The sequence below is a fragment of the Nostoc sp. genome (assembly GCF_036917515.1).
Taxonomy (GTDB): domain Bacteria; phylum Cyanobacteriota; class Cyanobacteriia; order Cyanobacteriales; family Nostocaceae; genus Nostoc.
The window spans coordinates 1-21,721 of record NZ_JBALDE010000184.1 but is presented as its reverse complement, the minus strand read 5'-3'; the positions used below and the strand labels follow the sequence as shown (position 1 = coordinate 21,721).

The following is a 21,721-nucleotide window of genomic DNA, read 5'->3' as shown; positions in this document are numbered from 1 at the left end:
ACAGTTATTGTCAATAAGCTTCATTTTTTTGAGAGGGTTTTTTACTTCAATCCCTTTACCTGTAACACTTTTACGATTATTGTCGCCCCTTCAAGTCTGCTTCTTCAACAAAATCTCTTAACCAAAACGGAATTAGTCCAAAACATAAAACTTTGGGTTGATAAACTGGCGCTACTTCAAATCTTCCTATAGAGCGACGAAATAAAACATCAACTTTAGTTTAAGTATCGCTGGATTGGTTTTATTGGCAAACAAGTTTCTGTATTAAGTACACAGCAGAATCTTTCCTCTGTTTGAGGATCAATTGCTCTTTCTAGACTTATCACTTTCTACTTCATGGAAGATTTAATATAGTAACTTTACTATGAAGATTAGCCTAGTTGTTGTTATAAGGTGAGCCACAAATTATCACATCAATTTCACGATCGCCAATCTTAGACCGATTCCTAATTTCTTCCCCAGTTGTATCCACAACACTTTTACATAACACTGAGCAATAAGGGAAGTTAAACTCATGTGTTGCACAGTGGATCGGGTCGATTTTCACAGACGCCAGCACATCAAAGCCAGCTTGCTCAAAGCCAAGAGTCATACCGCCCGCGCCAGCAAATAAGTCAACTGCGATCGCTCTTTGTTTTTTCATCTCATAAGCCATGACGACTCTAAAGGGATAGGGATTGGGGATTGGGTATTGGGGATTAGAGATTGGGAATTGGGTATTGAGTATCGCGTATTAAATATACAAAATTTTCCTACTCCCCAGTCCCCAATCCCCAGTTCCTAGTCTCTAGTCCCTGATAACATTTGCAAAATTTCTTGAGCAGCGCGATCGCAAACCCCAACTTCTCCCAAACTTTGCCGCATTTCTTCATAATCTAGCAAAGTTTGCTCTCTGCGACTGGGATTGAGTAGCAGTTCCATTGCTGCTTGGGTAATATTTTCTGCTGTCGCTTGCTCTTGTAAAAATTCTGGCACAATCGGCTTCATCACTACTAAATTAGGTGGCGATGCGAAGGTTATTGAACCTTTGAGGATTTTCCGAGCTATCCACGCAGTTAGACGACTGAGGCGATAAACTACAACCTGTGGCACATTTAACAGAGCAAGTTCTAGATTGACAGTACCAGATTTGCTAATGGCTAAATCAGCAGCGGCAAAAACTTCCTTGTGTTGATCTGATAGAACTGTAGCCTGCAAACCATAACGCTTAATAGCCTCCTCAATTGGCTGTCTATAGACTTCCAGCGACAAGGGAATCCAGAAACGAACCTCAGGTAATTTAGCTTGAATAGTTTGGGCAGCTTGAAAAATAATTGGTAAAAGATATTTTAGTTCTTGGTGGCGAGAGGCGGGGAGGAGTGCGATCGCAATTTCTTCTGGTGCAATCCCCAGTCTGGCACGAGCTGCTTCCCTACTAGGAGCATCTTGCATTCGGTCAACTAAAGGATGTCCCACCCAACTAACTTTTGCACCTTTCTCGCGAAAGTAACGGGCTTCTTGTGGAAAGATTGCCAACAGCTTATCTGTAAAACCAACAATCCGCTTAGTTCTACGCAAACTTATTGACCAAGCCCACTCTTGGGGAGCAATGTAATACACCACAGGCACATTTGGTAGATGCTGTTTCATATAAGTCCCAATTTCCAGATTGGGAGTCATATAATCGATCAGCACTACTAAATCCGGTGGATTTTGTTTTAGGGAAGCGATCGCCCGTCGTTGCACCTGGAGAGTCGGTAAAACATAAGGCAGCCCTTCTTGAATACCCACTGAGCCAATACTACTAGTATTTCCCAACAGAGTTGCCCCAGCCTCTACCATTTTCTCGCCACCCAGTGCCACAATCTCTAATTTCAACCCAATCGCCACAGCTTGACGCTTCAGCGCTGAAATTAGCAGCGACCCTTGTAAATCGCCAGAGACTTCACCAGTGCTGATAAATATCCGCATTTGATAATTGGTAATTAGTAAAAATTAAGAGTTAGGAGTTAGGAGTTAAAAATTCAATTCATCAACTCATAACTCATAAATTATGATGTCTGGAAAATTAACCACAATTCCTCATAATCCCACCCCACCAAGCTACGCTTTTGCTCCCCTCCTCGCTTGCGGGGAGGGGTTGAGGTGGGGTGCTTTGATTATGGGTAATTCAACAGACATGATATATCTTACATCTCACGATTCATCACTTGCGCCTTTTTTCCCTTTACTAGGAATCAAGCCACGTCTTCCAGGCATCTGAGAAAGTAGCAGGAAGCGTCGCAGATGCTGCAATTCTTCGCTATCTCCTAACAATTCCAACTGTTCCAAAGCATCCTTAAAAGACAAATTAGAACGATAGAGAATGCGGAAGGCTTTTTTCAGCATAAGCAAATCTGCTGAATCCATACCAGACCGTTTGAGTCCCACAAGATTGAGGGTTCGCACCCGCGCTGGATTTCCCTCCACCAACATATATGGGGCCACATCCCGGTCAATACGTGCCATACCTCCGACCATTGCTTGTCTACCAATATGCACAAATTGATGAACACCTAAAACCCCACTAAGCCTAGCGCGTGATTCTATATGGACATGACCAGCTAACGCCACAGAGTTAGCAATCACTACTTGGTCTTCAATCACGCAGTTATGAGCCACATGGACATAAGCCATCAGTAGGTTCCCATCGCCAATTACCGTCGCTTCACCAGCACCAGTAGCGCGGTTAATGGTAACGTACTCACGAATCAAGTTGTTATCACCAATTTTGACCCAAGTTGGTTCTCCCACAAACTTCAGATCCTGGGGTTCCATGCCGATGGCTGCACCTGTAAAAATCTGATTTTGCGCCCCAATTTCACAAGGTCCCTCTAGCACTGCATGAGCGCCGATTATTGTTTCAGGGCCCACTTTGACATGCGCTCCAATCACAGCATAGGCACCGACTTGCACTGTATGGTGGAGTTCCGATTTCGGATGAATTACAGCAGTTGGATGAATTAGCGTTTTCAAGGGTGAATCTCCAGAACTGTCTTAATAATCCAGCGCCAGGCGGGGTTTTTGAGGCAGCGCGTTACTCTGGTTAAGAGAGTTGTACCGACTACCGCCCCATTGAGGCAACTGGCGTTGTTGAGCGTGAAATATTTCAGTGAACGAAAGTGTCGGGCAAAGCAAGTTAAATGTGTTTGTGAGTGCGTCTCGTAGAGAGGGCGGCGAAAATCAAGAAATTATCAGATGCTATTGTGGATATCTTTTTACTGTTATCTGGTTTCAGGATTCAGCAAGGGCATTTCACGGCTATACCCATACCACAAAAGCAAACTTTTAGCTAACTAAAGAAAACATTAATTCTCCTTCACAAGCAAGTTGACCATCAACTTCGGCACGACCTTGCATCTTACCGAAACGACGTTGTTTTACCCATAACAGTTCCACTGTCATGACTAGTTGATCCCCCGGCACGACCTGGCGACGAAAGCGAACTTTATCGATACCAGCAAAGACGAACAGTCCGCCTTCGACCGAAGACATTTGAGTTAGAACAATGCCCCCAACTTGTGCCATTGCTTCAACAATTAGCACCCCTGGCATCAGTGGACGTTCAGGGAAATGTCCTTGAAAATGGGGTTCGTTGATAGTGACATTTTTAACTCCAACAGCTTTTTTACTTGGAACATAGTCAATTATTTTGTCTACAAGTAAAAATGGGTAGCGGTGGGGTAGCAATTTCTGAATTTCTTCAGATGTAAAAGTTGTTTTAATCTCAGAACTGATTGTAATCTCATTTATAGCCTCTGGTTCGGTAGATGTAGGTGTAGTCGTATCGATGCTATTTACTTCAGTGAGGATTGACATTGGCCGTGTAGTTGATTTTTTATCTGAAAGTTGAGTAGGTAGACGTATATCCAAAGCTTAATAAGCTTAGATTTCAGGTTTTAGTTCTAATTCAAAATCTAAAATCCCAAATCTAAAATTCTTTGAGCCAGTTGAATGTGTAAATTGTGGCTGGCTTTATACGCTAAAAAATGAGCACGAGGAAAAGTTCCTAGTAAACTCAAATCTCCTACTAAATCCAAGATTTTATGACGGACTGGCTCATTTGCAAATCTCAACGGTGGATTTAGCCAGCCTTCTGGTCCACAAACGAGTGCATTATCCAAATTACCACCTTTAATTAACCCTGTTTTTTGTAAGTGTTCAATTTGATGCAGTAACCCAAAAGTACGAGCGGGAGCAATTTCCGTAGCAAAGCTAGCAGAAGCTTTTCCTAGTTCAGGAGTTAGTGACCAGCTATACCATTGATTACCGATAGCGGGCAGGTCAAAATCAATACCGTAACTAAAGCGGGTTTCTGGTGCTGGGAGGGCACATACAAAGGCATCCCCTTGATAGACCCATATTGGTTCTGTAACAGCCTGAACTTGATTATTAACGGGTTGTGAGACTAAGCCAACTTGGGCAATATTGGCTGTCCACACACTTGCTGAACCATCTAAAAGTGGGACTTCTGAACCATCAATTTCTATTCGGGCATTATCCACGCCCATACTCGAAAGTGCTGCCAACAAATGCTCTACCGTGCGAACATATACTTCACCCTTACCCAACTGAGTTGAGAGAACAGTGTGACTAACTGCTGCAACTTGGGCTGGAATTATCGGCAAATCCGGTAAATCCACCCGCACAAAGTAGCGTCCACTTCCCACCTCAGCTGGTAGTATCCGCACTTGGGTATTCACACCGCTATGCAATCCCACCCCTATTTGGGTGATTTGGGCTGCTAGAGTGTGCTGTCGCATAGCCGAAAAGTTAATATATTTCCTTTAGTATTGTTCATTGTCTGTTTTGGTAAAATCCCTGATATTTCCCGAAAAATCTCATTAATCCCTTTATCGGAACAGTATTGAGGTAAATGTAACAATTAGCAAGCTCATTAGGAAAGAGAATTGTCATTAGTCCTTTGTTATTCACTAATGACCAATGACCAATGACTAATGACTAATTAAAATCTTTCGCCAATACCGAAATTAATCCGGCTATCACCATCATCGTTGATACCGTAATCAATCCGAATTGGCCCCAGTGGAGACTGGACGCGAACGCCAAGACCATAACCATAGCCACTGCCATTTTTGTTCAACACTTCAGCAGCCCTAGTACTAGTTCCCAGGTCACTACCGAGATCAAAAAATAGTGCGCCACTGACTACTGAAAAAACTGGAAACCGATACTCAACTGATGCTTGCACATAAGAGCGTCCACTACCTAATGCTCCTTCTTCATAACCCCGGACGGAGTTGCTACCCCCCAGGGTAAAAGCTTCGTAGGGAGGCAAGTCACCAAGGATAGTTCCTGCTTGCAGGTTAAATGCTAAGGTTTGTGCCCCTTTGCTGAGGCTAATCAGCTTAATGGGTAAATATTGGCTGTAGCTACCCCGCAATCTAGTTAGGAAGATATTGCCTAAGCCTACAGGGACTGACTGATCGATTCCAAAGCGGAGATAAGAACCGCTAGTAGGTTGCAGGGGGTTATTACGGAGATCGCGCTGTGCCCCTACTTGAAACAGTAGTAAATCGTCTTGACCGCCGCTAGAGAGAGTCAATGGAATTTCATCACTGATGCGGTTTCCAGTATCATCATCAAATACAGCTCCTGTTTTTCTAAGATTGCCATCAGCATCACGGGCGGAAACTCGTTGATACTGTAAACCCGCTGAGGCAGTCCAGACAGAAGTTTTATAAGGATTGGCAGACAAGGGACGGGTAAAGGTGACACCACCACCTATACGGAGAATGCGGGGGCGATCCTGAGAACTTGTATCAGTAGGATTATCTGGATTAAACGTCCTAATGTCTTCATCTTGACCATCAAAAATCAACGAAATAGAACTGCGGCGGAAAATATTGGTTGTGTAGGAAGTCCGATAAGGATCTCCTGCGATCCAAGGGTCGGTATACCGCACGTCAAACAGCAGTTCCCGTTCTCCCACCTGTATTTCTGTCCCCAGTTTTTGGTTCCTACCGTTCAGGTTTTGCTGTTGATAACTTACTGTTCCAAAAAGTCCGCTAGCAGAACTAATCCCTGCCCCAGCCGCAATAGAACCGCTGCTGCGTTCAGCTACATTCACGACTACATCCACTTTGCTGGGGTCAGTACCAGGGTCAAGGGACACATTCACATCTTCAAACAGTCCCAGTCCATACACGCGCTGTAGGTCTTTTTGCACTGTGTTGCGATTGAATACTTGTCCTGGCTTCAACTCCAATTCTCGTGTAATGATATAATCCTGTGTCCGTCCGCGAATCGGTTGTCCTTTTTCGTCTGTCTCCTGACCATCTTTATTGCGGAACCGAACTCTAATGTTTTCTACTACACCTTCTGCTACTTGCAAGGTAACAACTCCGTTTTCAGAGACTTGGGGCGCTCCAATTACGTTCGCTAGTACGTAACCTTGGTCTTGATACCGCTTGTTTAACTGCTTGATGCCTTCTTGCAAGTCACGCAAGTTGAGGATTTTGCCATACTGCTCTCGGAATATTTCATCCACAGTATTAGCTGGTAGCACAGAAGCGACACCAGTTCCAGGATTGGCTTGCACTTCTACTTTGCTGAGGATGGGGTTAGGTTGCACAACAAAGCTCACCCGCACTCCCAAGGGGGTATCTTCTGGCGCTGCTTGGACGTTGGAGAAAAAGCCAGTACCAAAGATGGCGTTAATATCTTCTTGCAATTGGCTGCGGGTTGTCGTTTGTCCTGGTTGGGTACGAATTACTCTGTAAACTTGGCTTTCCAGTTCTGGTAATAGTTGGCCAGACTGGGATCTAACTACTACTTCTGATACCAATACGCGGGGATCGTTGGCTTCTGGGGCTGTATTGGGTTGATTATTGTCCGGAGTTGCCGATGGGTTAACATTCTGCGGACTGGGAGTAGCACCTGGAGTTGTCGGTGGATTTACATTTTGCGGACTGGGAGTAGCACCTGGGAATGGAGTAGCACCTGGAGTTGTCGGTGGATTTACATTTTGCGGACTGGGAGTAGCGCCTGGGAATGGAGTATTGCCCGGAGTTGTCGGTGGATTTACATTCTGCGGACTAGGAGTAGCGCCTGGGAATAACGTAGGTGTTCTTTGTTGACTAGCCGGGGGAGGAATATCTGGAGTAGCTGATGGTTCTGGAGTTGTGGGTAATAAAGGTTCTGTTGTCGGTGGATTTACATTTTCTGGAACTGGAGTAGTTTCAGGAGTTGGGGAAGGCGTTGGTTGTTGAATTTCTGGCGGTGGAATGTCTGGAGACGGAGACGGCTGTTGAGTAGGACTGGGATTAATTTCAGGGATTTGTGCAGTTATTGATGTTGTGGAGGTTGGCACAATTACCTTTGGAGTCGCGCTTGCTGCTGGGTTGGCGGGGTAAATTGCGACCACGCGGGATTGGGGACGCTCTGCCTCTATAGTTGCTGTAGATTTAGGTTGAGATTCTAGACTTTTACTAGAGTTAACCTGACCAGTGTTCTTTTGTGAGTGCTGATTTTTTTCTAGTGTCAAAACTTCTGTTGTCTGTTTGGGATTGTTGGCGGTTTCTGCATTCGCACTTAATGAACTACCCAAAGGGGCTGCAATTGCTACTGCTGCCAGCAATACGGGAGATAAACGCATTTTACTTATATTCCTCTTCACGACCACACACACCATCACAAGGCAATAATGCCCTTATGCCCAAGGTAAAACTCAAAACATAATTTTTTTCTTTTGCTTTTTTACTTTACAAGGCAAAAGGCAAAAGGCAAAAGTTAAATATAATTCCTTCTCACCTTTTGGTTTTTACCTGGTTAACTTATAGTTTCTACTGCTTTTAGCACTCTTTGTAAAACCTCCTGGTAGGCATCCTCTACATTTCCTAAGTCTCGGCGAAAGCGATCTTTGTCCATTACCCGCCGATTTGTATCCTTTTCTGCGGTATCCCACAAACGGCAGGTGTCGGGGCTAATTTCATCTGCCAAGAGCAACTGCTGTTGTGAGTCCAAACCAAACTCTAGTTTGAAGTCTACTAGGGTAATGCCACACCGCTGCCAAAAGTTATTGAGAAATTCATTGATTTGCAATGCTAGATGTGTAATTGCGTCTACTTGTTCCGCAGTCGCTAGTTCTAGCAGGTACAAGCGATCGCGTGTCAACAAAGGATCTCCTAATTGATCATTTTTGTAATAAAATTCAACTAAAGGCTGTTTCAGAATTGTACCCACTGGTAAACCTGTTTGTTGACACAGACTGCCAGCAGCAATATTTCTGATCACTACTTCTAGAGGTAAAATCTTTACAGCCCTCACTCGCATTTGATTCGGGGCAGGGCTGTCGATAAAGTGAGTCTTTATACCATAAGCTTCCAACTGTTTAAAAAGCTGGCTGGAAATGTCACAATTAATTTTTCCTTTACCTTCGATGTTGCCACGTTTTTGGGCGTTAAACGCCGTAGCATCGTCCTTAAAATCAGCCAACAAGACTTCTGGATCGTCCGTTGTATAAAGAATTTTCGCTTTGCCTTCGTATAACTTGGAATTAACAGACATGGTGGCAGGTAATGTTTTAGGCGATGGACAACAATTGTCCTTTGAAGCTTCACCATTTTATCTTTAGTTATTAACTATTAGCCATTGGTGATTATTTAAGAGAAAGCAGGACAGGGTAAAATAATTAATAATCAATACCCAGCCCCATTTTCTCTTCTTAATTGCTGCTTAATAGCCAGTTGCCAAATATTTAGAACAAAATCTCTAACTTTTAACAGAGGACAATTGGCTTTCATATCTAGTATCTTCACCTAAGTAGTTTTACTATCAGAATTTTAATTAGTTTTGAAAGAATAAGTTACCAAGACATACTGATATGCGATAATAGTTTGTACCTAAAGGTTTCGATTGAAGCTAATTACAATTTGAACTTCATAAATTAAGATGAGATAAATTGATAACCGTGAGGAAAATCAAATGTTCTCTCTAGTTACTTTAGCGGAAACTTTTTTTGTAATATTTACAACACAAAATATTTCAAGCTTTACCCTCTAGTCTCAAAATTTGAATTAACCAATTCCTGTATCAACTAATTGAAAAGGGAATTGGACGATCTGATTTACCTCAATCTGGCAACAGAAAGATTAGGTTAGCTAGTAATTCAGCTTCAGAAACCCAAACACAAGGTCAATTAAATAAATGGAGAAAAAAATAGTGAACAAGGATGATTTTCTCTACCCTCGCGGTCGCTACTACGGTCAGGTTAAGCCAGAAAACTTGGTTTTTAATGCAAATCTCCAGGAATTTGCCCAACGTGTAAGTTACATTTGCAACTTAGAAACAGCTGGAAAAGTGCCTCCAGGTGCAGCTTACGAACAAATAAAGGATCTGTGGAAACAATTGAAACGCTCTAAAAAAGAGCTAGGAATTGGCGAAGATCCCTTTCAAGATAACCAAGGAGAGACTCAAGGTTGAATGGGGTATTGGGCATGGGGAATTGACCAATGATAAATGACTACTTAGTAAACATTGTCCAGACACCATCCCAAGACTCTGGAGGCGGCGTTTGTTGATAATTACGCGCACGCTCTAGGTGGATATCAACAGCTTGGTCTTGAGGTTGGATAGATTTGGCAGACTCGAAACAAGCGATCGCTTGTGAAAAGTTGCGTGATAAATAAGCAGTGCGTCCAGTATGATAGTGAAATAAAAACTCTTGGGTGTTGGCATCTAAAGGAGTAGTGCGAGCGCCAATTAACTCGTAGATATTAACTGCCTGGTGTTTCCCTTTGACGCGGATTTTATCTAACTGGCGCACCCAAATGCGATCGCTGCACAATTGATAAGTAAATTCACTTAAAAGAATATCACAACTGTAATCTTTAGTTACCGCTTCTAAGCGCGAACTCAAATTTACACCATCTCCAATAACGGTATAATCCATCCGTTTGCGGGAACCAATATTACCCGAAACTACATCCCCAGAACTAATGCCAATACCAATACGAATTTGTGGCTGCGCCTGGATAATTCGCCGTTGGTTAAATTCCTCTAAGCGACGTCTCATATCTAACGCTGACTGCACAGCCCTCCAAGCATGATTTTCTGTTAATGGTAGCGGCGCACCAAATACCGCCATTAAGGCATCACCAATAAATTTATCGAGAGTGCCTTCATGGTTAAAAACTGCCTCCACCATCGTTTCAAAGTACTGATTGAGCAGCAATACTACCTCAGCTGCACCGAGATTTTCGGTAAGTGTTGTGTAGCCTCGGATATCAGAAAACAAGATAGTTACTTCCTTCCGTTCGCCTACCATTAAAGCATCTTCCCCCAGTGCCATAACTTGTTCAGCTACATGGGGCGTCAGGTAGCGGGACATGGTAGTTTTCATCCGTTTTTCCTGAGTAATGTCTTCTAAGACCACTAAACCACCGCGTACACCGCCTTCTGGGTTAGTTAGGGGATTAACAGTAAGATTAATATTGCGCTCTAACGTTTGTACTTCATCAGAAGTGAGAAACTCAGATTGGGGGGTCAGAGATTGATTCCAAGGAATAAAAGTATCGGGGTTAGTGCGATCGCGCACTGCTAAAATTGAGTGCTGATTCCTAAGTCCTGTTAACGGTAGCGAAGCGTTTAGCCCGTCCTGATTTTCACTTAGCACTTGGTAAAGTCCCAGTATCAAACTTTGCTCTGGCACATAATGTCTTGCTCCAGTTTTTAGACTATCTTCTAGTCGCATTTGGAGATTTTCAATTGGCACAACTTCCCAAACTAGGCGAGCAATCAAATTTTGTTCCCACAAAAGCTTGTTGTTCTTACTATTAGCGTCTCCTATCGGACAACCTAGTAACTCTAGGGCTGCATCATTAATCGTGACAATCTGTCCTGCCATATCTGTAGAAATCACAGCATCTGACAGACTTTGTAAAATATCTTTTTGATACTGTTTTTCTAACAGTACATTTTCAAACAGCCGAGCATTTTCTAAGGCAATTCCTGCCTGATTATTAAAAGCCCGCATAAACTCTTCATCAGAAGCAGTAAAGCTGCTTTGTTGTTTATTGATTAATTGTGTAACACCAATCAATTCATTTGCAGAATTAAATACTGGTAAACACAGGATATTGCGAGTTATATAACCAGTTTTTTTATCTGTAGTCGGGTCAAAACGGGGGTCTTTATAAGCATCGGAAATATTTAAGGCTTCACCAGTAGAAGCTACATATCCAGCAATGCCACGGTTAGCGGGAATGCGAATTTCTATCAAGTTTGTGCCATCTGCTGCTACTGCAACTTTCGTCCAGAGTTCGTTCAGCTCTTTACGATATAAAAACAGTGTGCTGCGGTCTGCTTGCATTAAAATTCGAGCTTGTTCCATGACTATCTGCAAAGTTGCTTCTAAATCTAAACTTTGCCCCAGTGTCTGAGTTGCCCGCAACAAAGCTGTTGCGCCTCTTTGATTACGAGCCGCTACATAAAAAGATTGGCAGCTTTCCAGGATAATACCAATCGAAGCAGCAAAGTCTCGAAAACGTTCTTCATCATCATGATTAAACGGAATATTCCCAGTTTTATTTGCCAGTTGAACCACCGCTACAGTCTGGTTTTTGCTACTGATAACAGGCATACATAAAATATTATGGATTTTGTAACCCATTTGTTTTTCAAGTTCTGGGCTAAATAGGGGATGAGTATAAGTTTCAGATATATTTAGATATTGACCTGTACTAGCAACATGACCGGGGATACCCACTGTAATGGGAATACGAATTTCTAAGAATTTTTGAGTATTATCTTGAGGAACTTTTGACCACAGTTGACCTTTGTCATAATCAACTAAAAAAATGGCTGTGTGTTCTGCTTGGAGAATTTGACCAATTTTGAGTGTGATAGCTTCTAGCACTTTCTCCAACATAGTTTCTAGAGCTTCATTATTGATCAGTTCAATAGCTCTAAGAAATTGCTGGAACTCAGCAGTTATAAAGTCGAGTAAGCAAACAAATTCATTAACAGATAAGTCTTTGACGCGATGCAGTAGAGCGTGAGTACGATTAACTTGAGTCAGTTCAGTTAATGTAGCCAAGACGCTGCCAGGGTTGGGAAGTGTCATGGTAATTTTAGATTTTAGATTTTAATTTTGGGCATTGGGCATTAGTCGAATGGCACTAAGAAAAGCTCTAAGCTTTGTGGGATAAGCGCTACAGGTTTTAAAGCTATTGAACAGTGAAGGTCTTGGGATCGGGCAGGCGATTGTCCTTGATGCAGTACTGCCATCGCTATGCTTAACAAAGACAGTGGAGTTAGATATAATAATTGTCCAAAAATTTTTTATAGGTAGGAAAAGCTTACTCGTTCATGAAATGCTTTCTTGATGTGGTCGGCAGGTACTACTTATGGTACTTCTCAAACTTAGCTCTTTATTGACGAATGAACAGAAAAAATATAATCGAGAACTCAATCGATTAAGAATCACTGTTGAACACAGAAATCGTCGTCTAAAAATCTTTAATATTTAGGATTATATAGGACTCCCATTTGATTTATGAAAACATACTGAGACTGAAAAGCTCGTTTTATCAGGGTTTTATCTGAAATCTTGTTCAGAAATCAAATATGAGTCCTATAGATATCGAAATCGACACCGACGTTTTGATTTAAGATCAAATCTAATTGCGGGAATTTATAATCACTAATTAGCACTATAAATCAGATAAAAGAATTAATTTAATCCCATAATTTCAGGATTAATCAATAACTGAAAGAATGTTTACTACCATCTTTTTAGTTAGCGAGCGCCAGATAATACTTACTAGAACAAAATGACAACCTCTGACTATTTTAATGTCCCAAAATGGAAATCAAAATAACCCTCAATCATCCTACAAAATATTTATGTAAGAGTTCTATGAGTCATTTGTTACTAGTTATTAATTTTTCTCCCTCACTCCCTCATCTCCTCACTCCCTACTCCCTGATGCCAACTGTTCAGAAAATATCACCTTTTGATAGTAATCTTGTAGCTGCCTAGTGGCAGCTGCCCAACCCCAACTTTCTGCTTCCTGGCGGGCATTTTGACGGATGGTGTCTCGTTGTTGTTTTTGTTCTAAGAGTCGAACAGTAGCAGCTAACGCTCCTTGAACATCTGCTGTTGGCTCAAAAAGATATCCATTTACCCCATCTGTCACAATATCAGGAATTCCCCCGGAACGAGCTGCTACCACGGGACAGCCAGCAGCCATCGCTTCTAGTAGTACTAAGCCTAGTGTTTCTGTACGGGAAGGAAAGATGAAGGCATCAGCACTCGCAAAGGCAGAACCTAACTCTTGCCCCATAAGATAGCCAACAAAATAAGTGTTTGTGTTAGCAAAGTGTTTTTGCAATGCTTGACGGTGCGGCCCATCTCCAACCAATGCCAACCGCGCTTGGGGAATTGCTTCTAAGATTGGTTTGATACGCTCAATTTCTTTTTCAGCCGAAAGCCGCCCAACGTAAAGTAGCAATGGACTTTCTGGATGATTTTGTGATAAGTGCGATCGCATTTCTACACTAGCTAAATCGGGGTGAAATAATTCCGTATCCACCCCGCGCTGCCACAAATCTACACGTTCAATACCATGTGCTGTCAATTCCTCCACCATTGCTGTAGAGGTACACAGATTTAAAGCTGCTTGATTATGAGCGCCTTTGAGCAGTTCCCAAAGAAAACCTTCCAGCATCCCCAAGCCGTAATGCTGGAGATATTGGGGTAAATGCGTGTGATAAGACGCTACTAAGGGTATTTTGAGGATTTTGCTATAAAATATGCCAGATAAACCTAAAACTGCTGGATTCACGACATGAATAATATTTGGCTTGAACTCTTCTAAAGTGTAACCAATGGCTGGGCGGGGAAGTGCCATTTTTAATTCTGGATACAATGGCAGAGGAAAGCCAGTAACGCCGTAAACTTTAGCGCCTTTGTGTTCTGTGATGCCTCCATCAGGGGCAATCACCAGTACTTGATTACCACTACGCTGTAAATGGTCAACAGTATGGCGCAAGCGCGTTACAATGCCGTCAACCTTGGGTAAAAAGGTTTCGGTAAATAGGGCAATTCTCATAAAAAACTATTCAGTCCAGGCAGATAATCTCAGCTTTGCTTGGATTTCGGTATCAAACACAGAGTAAACTCTCTCCTGTGGTGTAATCAACTCTCCACAGTCAAAATAACTGTAGTAAACGGCAAATTTAGTAGTAGCTGGACGATACACCTGATAAATAATAACTGGTTAGTCGTCATATTGTGCTAAAATACAACGACCAATTTTAGACCCACGATTTACTGGGGTTTACGCTAATTTCTGTGCCAAGAGACTTTAGGCAGAATTTGTTTGTAATCGACTCGTTTCTGATACTTGATAGCAAAGTTTAACAAAGAATCGAGCAGAGAATCAGAGAGCAGGTGAGGCTGTAAACCTAAATCAAGCAATTTTGTATTTTTAGCGTTGAAGTAATGTTCTTCTTTTTCAACTCTGGGATTATCTAAATGATTGATTTCTACGTTCAATCCGATAGCATTACCAGCTTTTTTCACCATCAATGCCAAATCGCCGACGCTAAATTGTTCGGTAAATTGGTTAAATACGCGGAATTCACCAGCTTCGGCAGGATTAGCGATCGCTAATTCCACACATCTTACTGTATCCCGAATATCCAAAAATCCGCGAGTTTGTCCACCTTTACCATAGACAGTTAACGGGTGTTTGATCGCTGCTTGAATACAAAAGCGGTTTAGCGCTGTACCAAACACACCATCATAATCCAGCCGATTAATCAATAGTTCGTCCATCCCTGTTTCTTCGGTTAAGACGCCATAAACTACACCTTGATTTAAATCTGTTGCCCGCAATCCCCAAATCCGGCAAGCAAAGTGGATGTTATGACTATCATGGACTTTGCTTAAATGGTACATTGAACCGGGTTGTTTGGGATAAGGTAGGGTATCCTTGCGTCCATTGTGTTCAATGGTGATATACCCTTCTTCGATATCAATGTTGGGTGTACCGTATTCGCCCATCGTTCCCAGCTTCACCAAATGACAGTCGGGGAAATCTTCCCGCATGGCGTACAGCAAGTTCAACGTCCCAACTACATTATTGACCTGAGTAACAACTGCATGTTCTCGGTCAATCATGGAAAATGGGGCCGAACGCTGTTCGCCAAAATGCACTAGGGCATTTGGCTGAAATTGCTGTAATGTTTTATGGAGAAATTCGTAATTCGTGATATCGCCGATGAACAAGTCGATAGATTTACCCGTCAAATCTTGCCAGCGCTGGAGACGTTGTTGAATTAGTGCGATCGGAGTGAGAGTTTCGACACCAAGTTCATTATCCCAGTGCCGCCGCACCAAACTATCTAGAATTCCAACTTCATAACCTCGATTGGAAAGGTAAAGAGCAGTTGCCCAACCGCAATATCCATCACCACCAATAACCAGGACTTTCATCTTCACCAGTTTTTACTCGCTGATAGCTAAATCTATCAGGTTTCTGTACCCTCTTAATCATTATTCTGGGGGAGATGTGGATTTTGGGGGGAGTGAGAAGCGGGGAGATGAGGGAAACAAGTGAACAAGGGGACAAGGGGGAATTATTGAACAAGTCTCTCTCCGAAGTTCTGAGCGCCGGCTTCCGGCGCTCAGACTTCTCTCCTTGTCTTTCCCCTCTTCTTCGTCTACCTTGTCTCTTCTCCATGCCCAATGCCTAATGCCCCATTAAAACTTTGAAATTCGATACTGCTGGGCAATGTAATAAAACAAACGATAGTAATTTTGAAATTCTTGGCTCTTGCTCCGTCCCTGTAAATGGTATTTCACTTGACTCTGAGTTAGCGTCAGTGTCATCGAACCTGCTTGTCGATCAACTTCTACGACCAGCACCCCAGATACTCCTTGAACTGTCTGAAAGTTGGATTTTATCTTTTTCACGGACTCTCGGTCGTTTGGTAGCTGATGACTTGCCCACCCGCGAATTTCCACTGAGTTATCCTGTGGTGAAATAAACGCAATCCCATCACCATTTTCTGATGCTGCTAATAAAGTCCAGTTACTCGGGTATGGAAATTCAAAGCCATAACGGGAGTTGCTATAAGTTTTCCAGACGATCACTTTGGCGTTAAAATCATTTGCAGTACAACCCGACAGCATTATTAACAGGACAATGACTCTGCTAACGCTGGCGGCAAACCGATAAATTCTTCGCCCTAAACTACAGATTTTATTAGCAGTAGCCATTTACATCACACATTTTGCCAAGAATCGGGAAATGCACCGAAACAGCGTTCATTAAAAATTCAATAATATTCAGGATATTTACCATTCTCTTCTGAAATCTTGGTAGAAGAAGCTCAGAGAAAGTGCTTTATCACACAAACTATAGACAGTGTATCTTAGACAGTTCGGCTAAATTTAGAGCTTTTTCACTTCCAAACAAACACATATTTGCAATTTCCGCCAGATTTCTCTCGTTAAATCTTTCTATAGTTTGCATCGGTAAGCCAAACGACCAAAAACCCCCAGATATTGATATTTATGGCTTACCAGATTCAGATGTGGTATCTCGCATCCACGCGCAAATTTGGATAAACAGGGATGAATACCATATCACCGACTTGGTGACGCTCCAAAGAATTAAAAAGTAGACAATCGTTGGTTTAGAGATCGCTAATTCCCATCAAAAATTAATTCTGACAGCTTTGTATTGAACAATCAATCACTCAATAAACAGCATTTTATTCCAATTTGTAAAAAAATGTAACAAAATTAGCGTTAAAACGTTTTACCGTCTTGACAACCAATAAAAGAACCGATAACTTGATATACATACCCGGGTAAGACCGTTAAAGAGTTATATGCAAACGCAAACTAAGCAAAAGGTCACTTTGTATTTATCGCCAGAGTTGCACAGAAAGCTGAAGATTCGTTCAGCAGTTGATTCCGAGCCAATGTCAGAACTTGCCGAACGTGCCCTTGGTTTTTACCTATCCAATCAAGAATTGGTTGACGAGTTAGAAGATTCTTCTTATGGGCGGACTCATAGAGTTTATTCATGTCCAACTTGTGATAGCTCACTTGTCTTACGTGATGGGGAACTGGTTGCTTTAGGCAATCAACCAGGAGTAGTTGGTCAAGAGCACCTTTCTCTTAATGAGATGGATGAAGATGAAACCAATCCCAAGGGTGAGGAAGAATTAGTTCCTTGCTAGATAAATATTCATGATTCGGTTGTTTTTACCAGAAGCAATGTCTCTACTGTCTCTATAAGGTCTCAAGTAGGTCGAAGTATGAACGAAGAGCTCAAGATCCTAATTCAAGCTCAATACCCTTTAATCTACCTTGTTACCTCCGAGGAAGAGCGGGCCGAGCAAGCAATTTCCACAATCGCCCAGTCGTTAAAGCCCCAGCGCCGAGTATTTGTTTGGACAGTAACACACGGGATTGTTGAGTATGGTCAACCCCGGAATGTCACCCAACATAATACTGTGTCTCCAGAGGCGGCGATTGAGTGGATCATCCGGCAGAAAGAACCAAGTATATTTATTCTTAAAGATTTACATCCCTTTATAGATGCGCCTGCAACTAACAGATCGTTACGTGATGCGATCGCTAGTTTCAAAGGTATGCAAAAGAACATCGTTCTGATGTCTCCGATGCAGCAAGTACCTATAGAACTGGAAAAGGAAGTTGTTGTTCTCGACTTTACATTGCCAGATATGGCTGAGTTGAATAAAGTCTTAACTCACCACATAGAGCAAAATCGTGGTCGGCGACTGACCACAGAAGCTAGAGAAAAACTTCTCAGAGCTGCTTTAGGTCTAACTAAAGATGAAGCTGAGAAAGTCTACCGTAAGGCACAGGTAACCAAAGAGCGTTTAACAGAAGATGAAGTAGACATCGTTTTATCTGAGAAAAAGCAACTAATTCGGCGCAATGGCATCTTAGAATACATTGAAGAAGATGAAACTATTGATGCTGTAGGTGGCTTAGAAGAGTTAAAAAGATGGCTCAAGCAACGCTCTAATGCTTTTACAGAAAGGGCGAGAGAATATGGTTTGCCTCAACCAAAGGGGATGTTAATTTTAGGAGTTCCCGGTTGCGGTAAGTCATTAATTGCCAAAACTACTTCCCGGCTGTGGGGTTTACCATTGTTGCGGTTGGATATGGGGCGAGTCTATGACGGCTCAATGGTAGGACGAAGCGAGGCAAATCTGCGGAACGCTTTGAAAACAGCAGAATCCATTTCCCCAGCGATTTTATTTATCGATGAATTAGATAAATCCTTTGCTGGTAGTGGAGGTTCCTCTGATTCTGATGGAGGGACTTCAAGTAGAATCTTCGGCTCTTTCCTCACTTGGATGCAAGATAAGAAATCACCAGTGTTTGTGATGGCAACTGCCAACAGAGTAGAACGCTTACCTGGCGAGTTCTTGAGGAAAGGACGCTTTGATGAAATTTTCTTTGTCGATCTGCCAACACCGGAAGAACGGCAGCAGATATTCAATATTCATCTGACCAAGCGCCGTGAAGACATCTCTCGATTTGATCTTGAGCAACTAGCTAAGATGTCTGATGGCTTTTCTGGGGCAGAAATAGAGCAAGCGATCGTTGCGGCAATGTATGAAGCTTTTGCCCAAGATCGGGAGTTCACCCAACTAGATATTATTGCTGCACTCAAGGCAACCTTGCCGCTGTCTCGAACGATGCAAGAACAAGTAACGGCCTTAAGAGATTGGGCCAGACAGCGCGCGCGCCCCGCAGCATCCTCCGTAGCTGAATATCAGCGAATGGAGTTTTAAAAGCTTTCCTCTGCCATCCCAGGGGGAAAGGCTAGCTAAAAATGCTAGCAGTTATAAGAAAAGCCGCATCCTGTTAAGCGCGGCTTCGCCCAAAACAAACCGTTGTCGTTTTTCTCAATCTTCTCATTGGAGGAAACCCAAATGTCTCACTTTAGCACCCTGCGTACCAAAATCACCGATGCCGAAATCCTCAAGGCTTCCTTGCGCGACCTCGGTATCAGCGTAAAGACTGAAGCTGATGTCCGTGGTTATAACGGTCAGCGTGTCCGTTCTGACATCGTTGCTGTGTTGGAAGGCGAATATGACCTCGGCTGGTCTCGCAATGGCGATGGTTCTTTTGACCTAATCGCTGACCTGTGGGGCGTTGCTAAGAAGCACAACCAAACCGAGTTGATCAACTCAATCAACCAAAAGTATGCCGTTAACAAAACTTTGGCTGAAGTGAAACAGCGCGGTCTGCAAAACGCCAATGTGAAGTTGGTATTGCAATAACAATTTCTCTGCGCGTTCCCAAAGCTGCACGGGTTAACCATATAAATAGCGGTTAGCCCGCTTTTTTATCGGGGCTGAGATGTATTTCTCAGTCCCGATTTTTATCTAAATTTTAAATTCTTAGCTCTAAGATAAATTCAAGGATAACAAAATGGCACAACTTCAACTAACACATATTAAAAATAAACTTAATGAAAAATTAATAAGCTTAATTGATATGTTGGATTACATTAAAAAAAATGAAGAGGAAAGAAAAAAAGCTTGTTTATCAAGAAGTTATGCTGCTTACAGCTTAGTAAGTCTTGCTTCTGCTTCTGAAGAAGAAGCAGCACAAGCAATTGTTGATGGTTTTAATGATAATGGAATTGATGCAATTTATTATGAAGAATACAAAAATACTCTTTGGTTAGTTCAATCAAAATGGATTGAGTCAGGGAATGGAGAACCTAAGACAGGTGAAGTGGATAAGTTTATACGAGGAGTAAAAAATATTATTGAGTTTAAATTTGCTAAATTTAATCAGAAGGTTAAAGACAAGCAAATAGAAATAGAAAAAAATCTCAATAATTATGATGTAAAAATAAAAATATGTCTTGCTTATACTGGTTCAAAACTAGGACAGAATAATTGGGATTTATTATCAGAATTTATAGCTCAAGAGAATCAAGCAGGTGAACTATTTTTCTTAGAAATATTTTCTTTAGTAGAAGCTCACGGTGCTTTATCAAAAAGTCTTAATAAGTTTATTAACCATGAACTAAGATTAACAAATTGGGGTTTGAATGAAGAACCATATAAAACATGGTATGGACAAATTGATGCTGAACAATTAGCAAAATTGTGGATTGAAAATAGGGAAAATTTATTTTCTAAAAATATCCGAAGTTTTGTGGGTTTAACAGATGTAAATGATGGTATCCAAGATACTCTTTTACATTCTCCAGAAACATTTTTATATTTAAATAATGGAGTTACTGTTTTATGTAGTAAAATTCAAAAGACTGTTAAGGGTGGTTATTCTGATAAATCTGTCGGAGATTTTTATTGTGAAGGAATATCTATTATTAATGGCGCTCAAACAGTAGGAACTATGGGAACTGCTTATCAAACAAATTCAGAAGAAGTTAAGAAGGCAAAAGTTTTTATAAAGTTAATTTCGTTAGAAAACTGTCCTCCAGACTTTGCTTTAAAGGTTACTAAATCTACAAATACTCAAAATAAAGTTGAAAATCGCGATTTTATTTCATTAGATACTTTACATATTAATTTACAAAAAGAATTTGCATATGAAGGAATTCATTATCATTATAAAAGAGATGAACACGAGTACGCCTCGGACGATAAAAACTGTACTTTAGATGAAGCTACTATAGCACTAGCCTGCGGTTTAAAAGACATACGTTACGCACATATAGCTAAAGATAAAATTGGTAAGTTATGGGATGACGTTAATAAACCTCCTTATACAGATATTTTTAATTCAAGTATTTCAGTAGAGAAAATTTGGAAAATGATTAAAATAAGTCGGCTGGTAGATAATAAACTTTCAGAAAAGAGTTCAATCAACGAGGATTTCAGAGCAACTTGTATTTTTGGAAATCGATTCATTCTTCATATGGTATATCAATATATAGGTGAAAAAAAATTATTTTTATCTCGGGCTAACTTTGAGGAATACTTTAAAGATGAATTACCGTTAATTATAGATAAAGTTATTGAAAAAACTCTAGAAGCAGTTTATACCGAATATCCAGGTAAAATAATTTACCAAGTATTTAGAAATTTAGATAAACATAGAGTATTAAAAGAGAAAGTCTTAGAAATTTTTCCACCCAATATTTAAAACAATGTAAGTTACAAAGCGACGGTGCAGAAGCGAATTGGTAAAATTTCTATAGAAGCAGTGCGACGGGGAACTAGGTAAATTAAAAAAGGCTGTTTTGAAGCATTACCTAATGCTAAAACTTCGCGCAAGTTTTCGCTGTGAGCAATTATTCCATTTGCATTGTAAGCGATATATTGATTTTTATATAAATCTAATAACATCTGGCGGTTACGATTTAACCACTTGAACATTTCATCTGTTTCGCTTTTAGAGGGAGTTGTGTTCATATATTTAATTTGTCTATGGATATAGAATATCTCTGGCACTATCTTAATTGTCTGGTGCAAGATGTTAGCTACTAAACCTGATTTAAATCTAAAATAAATCCACCACTAAAACTAAAACCCTGCACCTGTATCATTTTGCTTGTTTCTGGTAATGTGTAGTGTGCGATCGCATCGCCGGAGATCCACTTTTGCACCTATAGCGGTTCTCAGTTGGGTGCAATATAGTAACAGCAGTGGGTGAACCATCCAATAATGTCTTTTTTAGTTACCGCATTCAGAGCATTTGTAA

The 21,721-nt window shown here is 41.4% G+C and carries 19 protein-coding genes and 2 pseudogenes; 8 read left to right on the top strand and 13 right to left on the bottom strand.

Annotated features, from left to right (window positions below):
- Positions 1 to 192, top strand: a 192-nt coding sequence (locus V7K89_RS24630; RefSeq protein ID WP_335191827.1) for a hypothetical protein, incomplete at its 5' end; no start/stop codon positions are given.
- Positions 193 to 391: 199 nt separating this feature from the next.
- On the opposite strand, the pseudogene V7K89_RS24625 reads toward V7K89_RS24630, so the two are convergent.
- The 7 genes and pseudogenes from V7K89_RS24625 to purC form a co-directional block, all read right to left on the bottom strand.
- A pseudogene (locus V7K89_RS24625) lies at positions 392 to 655 on the bottom strand (DNA cytosine methyltransferase); the annotation flags it as partial.
- Between the two features lie 125 nt (positions 656 to 780).
- Positions 781 to 1,950: a lipid-A-disaccharide synthase gene (lpxB, locus tag V7K89_RS24620; protein WP_335191825.1), complete on the bottom strand. Its 1,170-nt coding sequence runs from the start codon at positions 1,948 to 1,950 to the stop codon at positions 781 to 783.
- Positions 1,951 to 2,175: 225 nt separating this feature from the next.
- Positions 2,176 to 2,994: an acyl-ACP--UDP-N-acetylglucosamine O-acyltransferase gene (lpxA, locus tag V7K89_RS24615; protein ID WP_094350636.1), complete on the bottom strand. Its 819-nt coding sequence runs from the start codon at positions 2,992 to 2,994 to the stop codon at positions 2,176 to 2,178.
- A gap of 312 nt (positions 2,995 to 3,306) precedes the next feature.
- Complete coding sequence (gene fabZ, locus V7K89_RS24610; protein ID WP_335191823.1) at positions 3,307 to 3,837, bottom strand: 3-hydroxyacyl-ACP dehydratase FabZ; 531 nt, start codon at positions 3,835 to 3,837, stop codon at positions 3,307 to 3,309.
- 98 nt (positions 3,838 to 3,935) lie between these two features.
- Complete coding sequence (gene lpxC / locus V7K89_RS24605) at positions 3,936 to 4,781, bottom strand: UDP-3-O-acyl-N-acetylglucosamine deacetylase (RefSeq protein ID WP_335191821.1); 846 nt, start codon at positions 4,779 to 4,781, stop codon at positions 3,936 to 3,938.
- 203 nt (positions 4,782 to 4,984) lie between these two features.
- Positions 4,985 to 7,636: a BamA/TamA family outer membrane protein gene (locus tag V7K89_RS24600; RefSeq protein ID WP_335191819.1), complete on the bottom strand. Its 2,652-nt coding sequence runs from the start codon at positions 7,634 to 7,636 to the stop codon at positions 4,985 to 4,987.
- A gap of 173 nt (positions 7,637 to 7,809) precedes the next feature.
- A complete protein-coding gene (gene purC, locus V7K89_RS24595) occupies positions 7,810 to 8,547 on the bottom strand; it encodes a phosphoribosylaminoimidazolesuccinocarboxamide synthase (protein WP_335191817.1) in 738 nt (245 codons plus the stop codon).
- Between the two features lie 639 nt (positions 8,548 to 9,186).
- Between purC and V7K89_RS24590 the strand changes: the two genes are divergently transcribed.
- The gene (locus V7K89_RS24590) at positions 9,187 to 9,462 is read left to right on the top strand and encodes a DUF7219 family protein (protein WP_335191815.1); all 276 of its coding nucleotides are present in this window, start codon (positions 9,187 to 9,189) and stop codon (positions 9,460 to 9,462) included.
- 40 nt (positions 9,463 to 9,502) lie between these two features.
- Here V7K89_RS24590 and V7K89_RS24585 read toward each other — a convergent pair whose 3' ends face one another.
- Entirely contained in the window at positions 9,503 to 12,103 is a 2,601-nt protein-coding gene (locus tag V7K89_RS24585) for a GAF domain-containing protein (protein WP_335191813.1), read from the bottom strand.
- Between the two features lie 310 nt (positions 12,104 to 12,413).
- Between V7K89_RS24585 and V7K89_RS24580 the strand changes: the two are divergent.
- A pseudogene (locus V7K89_RS24580) lies at positions 12,414 to 12,506 on the top strand (transposase family protein); the annotation flags it as partial.
- 444 nt (positions 12,507 to 12,950) lie between these two features.
- On the opposite strand, the gene V7K89_RS24570 reads toward V7K89_RS24580, so the two are convergent.
- The 3 genes from V7K89_RS24570 to V7K89_RS24560 all read right to left on the bottom strand — a co-directional run bounded on the left by V7K89_RS24570 (position 12,951) and on the right by V7K89_RS24560 (position 16,267).
- Complete coding sequence (locus tag V7K89_RS24570; RefSeq protein WP_335191811.1) at positions 12,951 to 14,093, bottom strand: glycosyltransferase family 4 protein; 1,143 nt, start codon at positions 14,091 to 14,093, stop codon at positions 12,951 to 12,953.
- A gap of 233 nt (positions 14,094 to 14,326) precedes the next feature.
- Positions 14,327 to 15,481, bottom strand: coding sequence for an NAD-dependent epimerase/dehydratase family protein (locus V7K89_RS24565; protein ID WP_335191829.1), 1,155 nt, complete (start codon positions 15,479 to 15,481; stop codon positions 14,327 to 14,329).
- Positions 15,482 to 15,748: 267 nt separating this feature from the next.
- Positions 15,749 to 16,267 carry a hypothetical protein gene (locus V7K89_RS24560; protein WP_335191809.1) on the bottom strand — a complete coding sequence of 173 codons (519 nt, stop codon included), beginning with the start codon at positions 16,265 to 16,267 and terminating at the stop codon, positions 15,749 to 15,751.
- Between the two features lie 122 nt (positions 16,268 to 16,389).
- Here V7K89_RS24560 and V7K89_RS24555 point away from each other — a divergent pair, with 122 nt between their 5' ends.
- From V7K89_RS24555 to V7K89_RS24535, 5 genes are all read left to right on the top strand, one after another.
- The gene (locus tag V7K89_RS24555) at positions 16,390 to 16,674 is read left to right on the top strand and encodes a hypothetical protein (protein ID WP_335191807.1); all 285 of its coding nucleotides are present in this window, start codon (positions 16,390 to 16,392) and stop codon (positions 16,672 to 16,674) included.
- Between the two features lie 210 nt (positions 16,675 to 16,884).
- Positions 16,885 to 17,238: a hypothetical protein gene (locus V7K89_RS24550; RefSeq protein ID WP_335191805.1), complete on the top strand. Its 354-nt coding sequence runs from the start codon at positions 16,885 to 16,887 to the stop codon at positions 17,236 to 17,238.
- A 78-nt stretch (positions 17,239 to 17,316) separates the two neighbouring features.
- Complete coding sequence (ycf46, locus tag V7K89_RS24545; RefSeq protein WP_322693425.1) at positions 17,317 to 18,828, top strand: stress-responsive protein Ycf46; 1,512 nt, start codon at positions 17,317 to 17,319, stop codon at positions 18,826 to 18,828.
- Between the two features lie 141 nt (positions 18,829 to 18,969).
- Positions 18,970 to 19,320, top strand: coding sequence for a DUF1257 domain-containing protein (locus V7K89_RS24540; RefSeq protein ID WP_094350625.1), 351 nt, complete (start codon positions 18,970 to 18,972; stop codon positions 19,318 to 19,320).
- A 151-nt stretch (positions 19,321 to 19,471) separates the two neighbouring features.
- A complete protein-coding gene (locus V7K89_RS24535) occupies positions 19,472 to 21,163 on the top strand; it encodes an AIPR family protein (RefSeq protein ID WP_335191803.1) in 1,692 nt (563 codons plus the stop codon).
- Between the two features lie 11 nt (positions 21,164 to 21,174).
- On the opposite strand, the gene V7K89_RS24530 is transcribed toward V7K89_RS24535, so the two are convergent.
- Together V7K89_RS24530 and V7K89_RS24525 are read right to left on the bottom strand one after the other, a co-directional pair.
- Entirely contained in the window at positions 21,175 to 21,432 is a 258-nt protein-coding gene (locus tag V7K89_RS24530; protein WP_335191801.1) for a DUF5678 domain-containing protein, read from the bottom strand.
- A 71-nt stretch (positions 21,433 to 21,503) separates the two neighbouring features.
- A complete protein-coding gene (locus V7K89_RS24525) occupies positions 21,504 to 21,626 on the bottom strand; it encodes a hypothetical protein (protein ID WP_335191799.1) in 123 nt (40 codons plus the stop codon).
- Positions 21,627 to 21,721 lie beyond the last annotated feature (95 nt).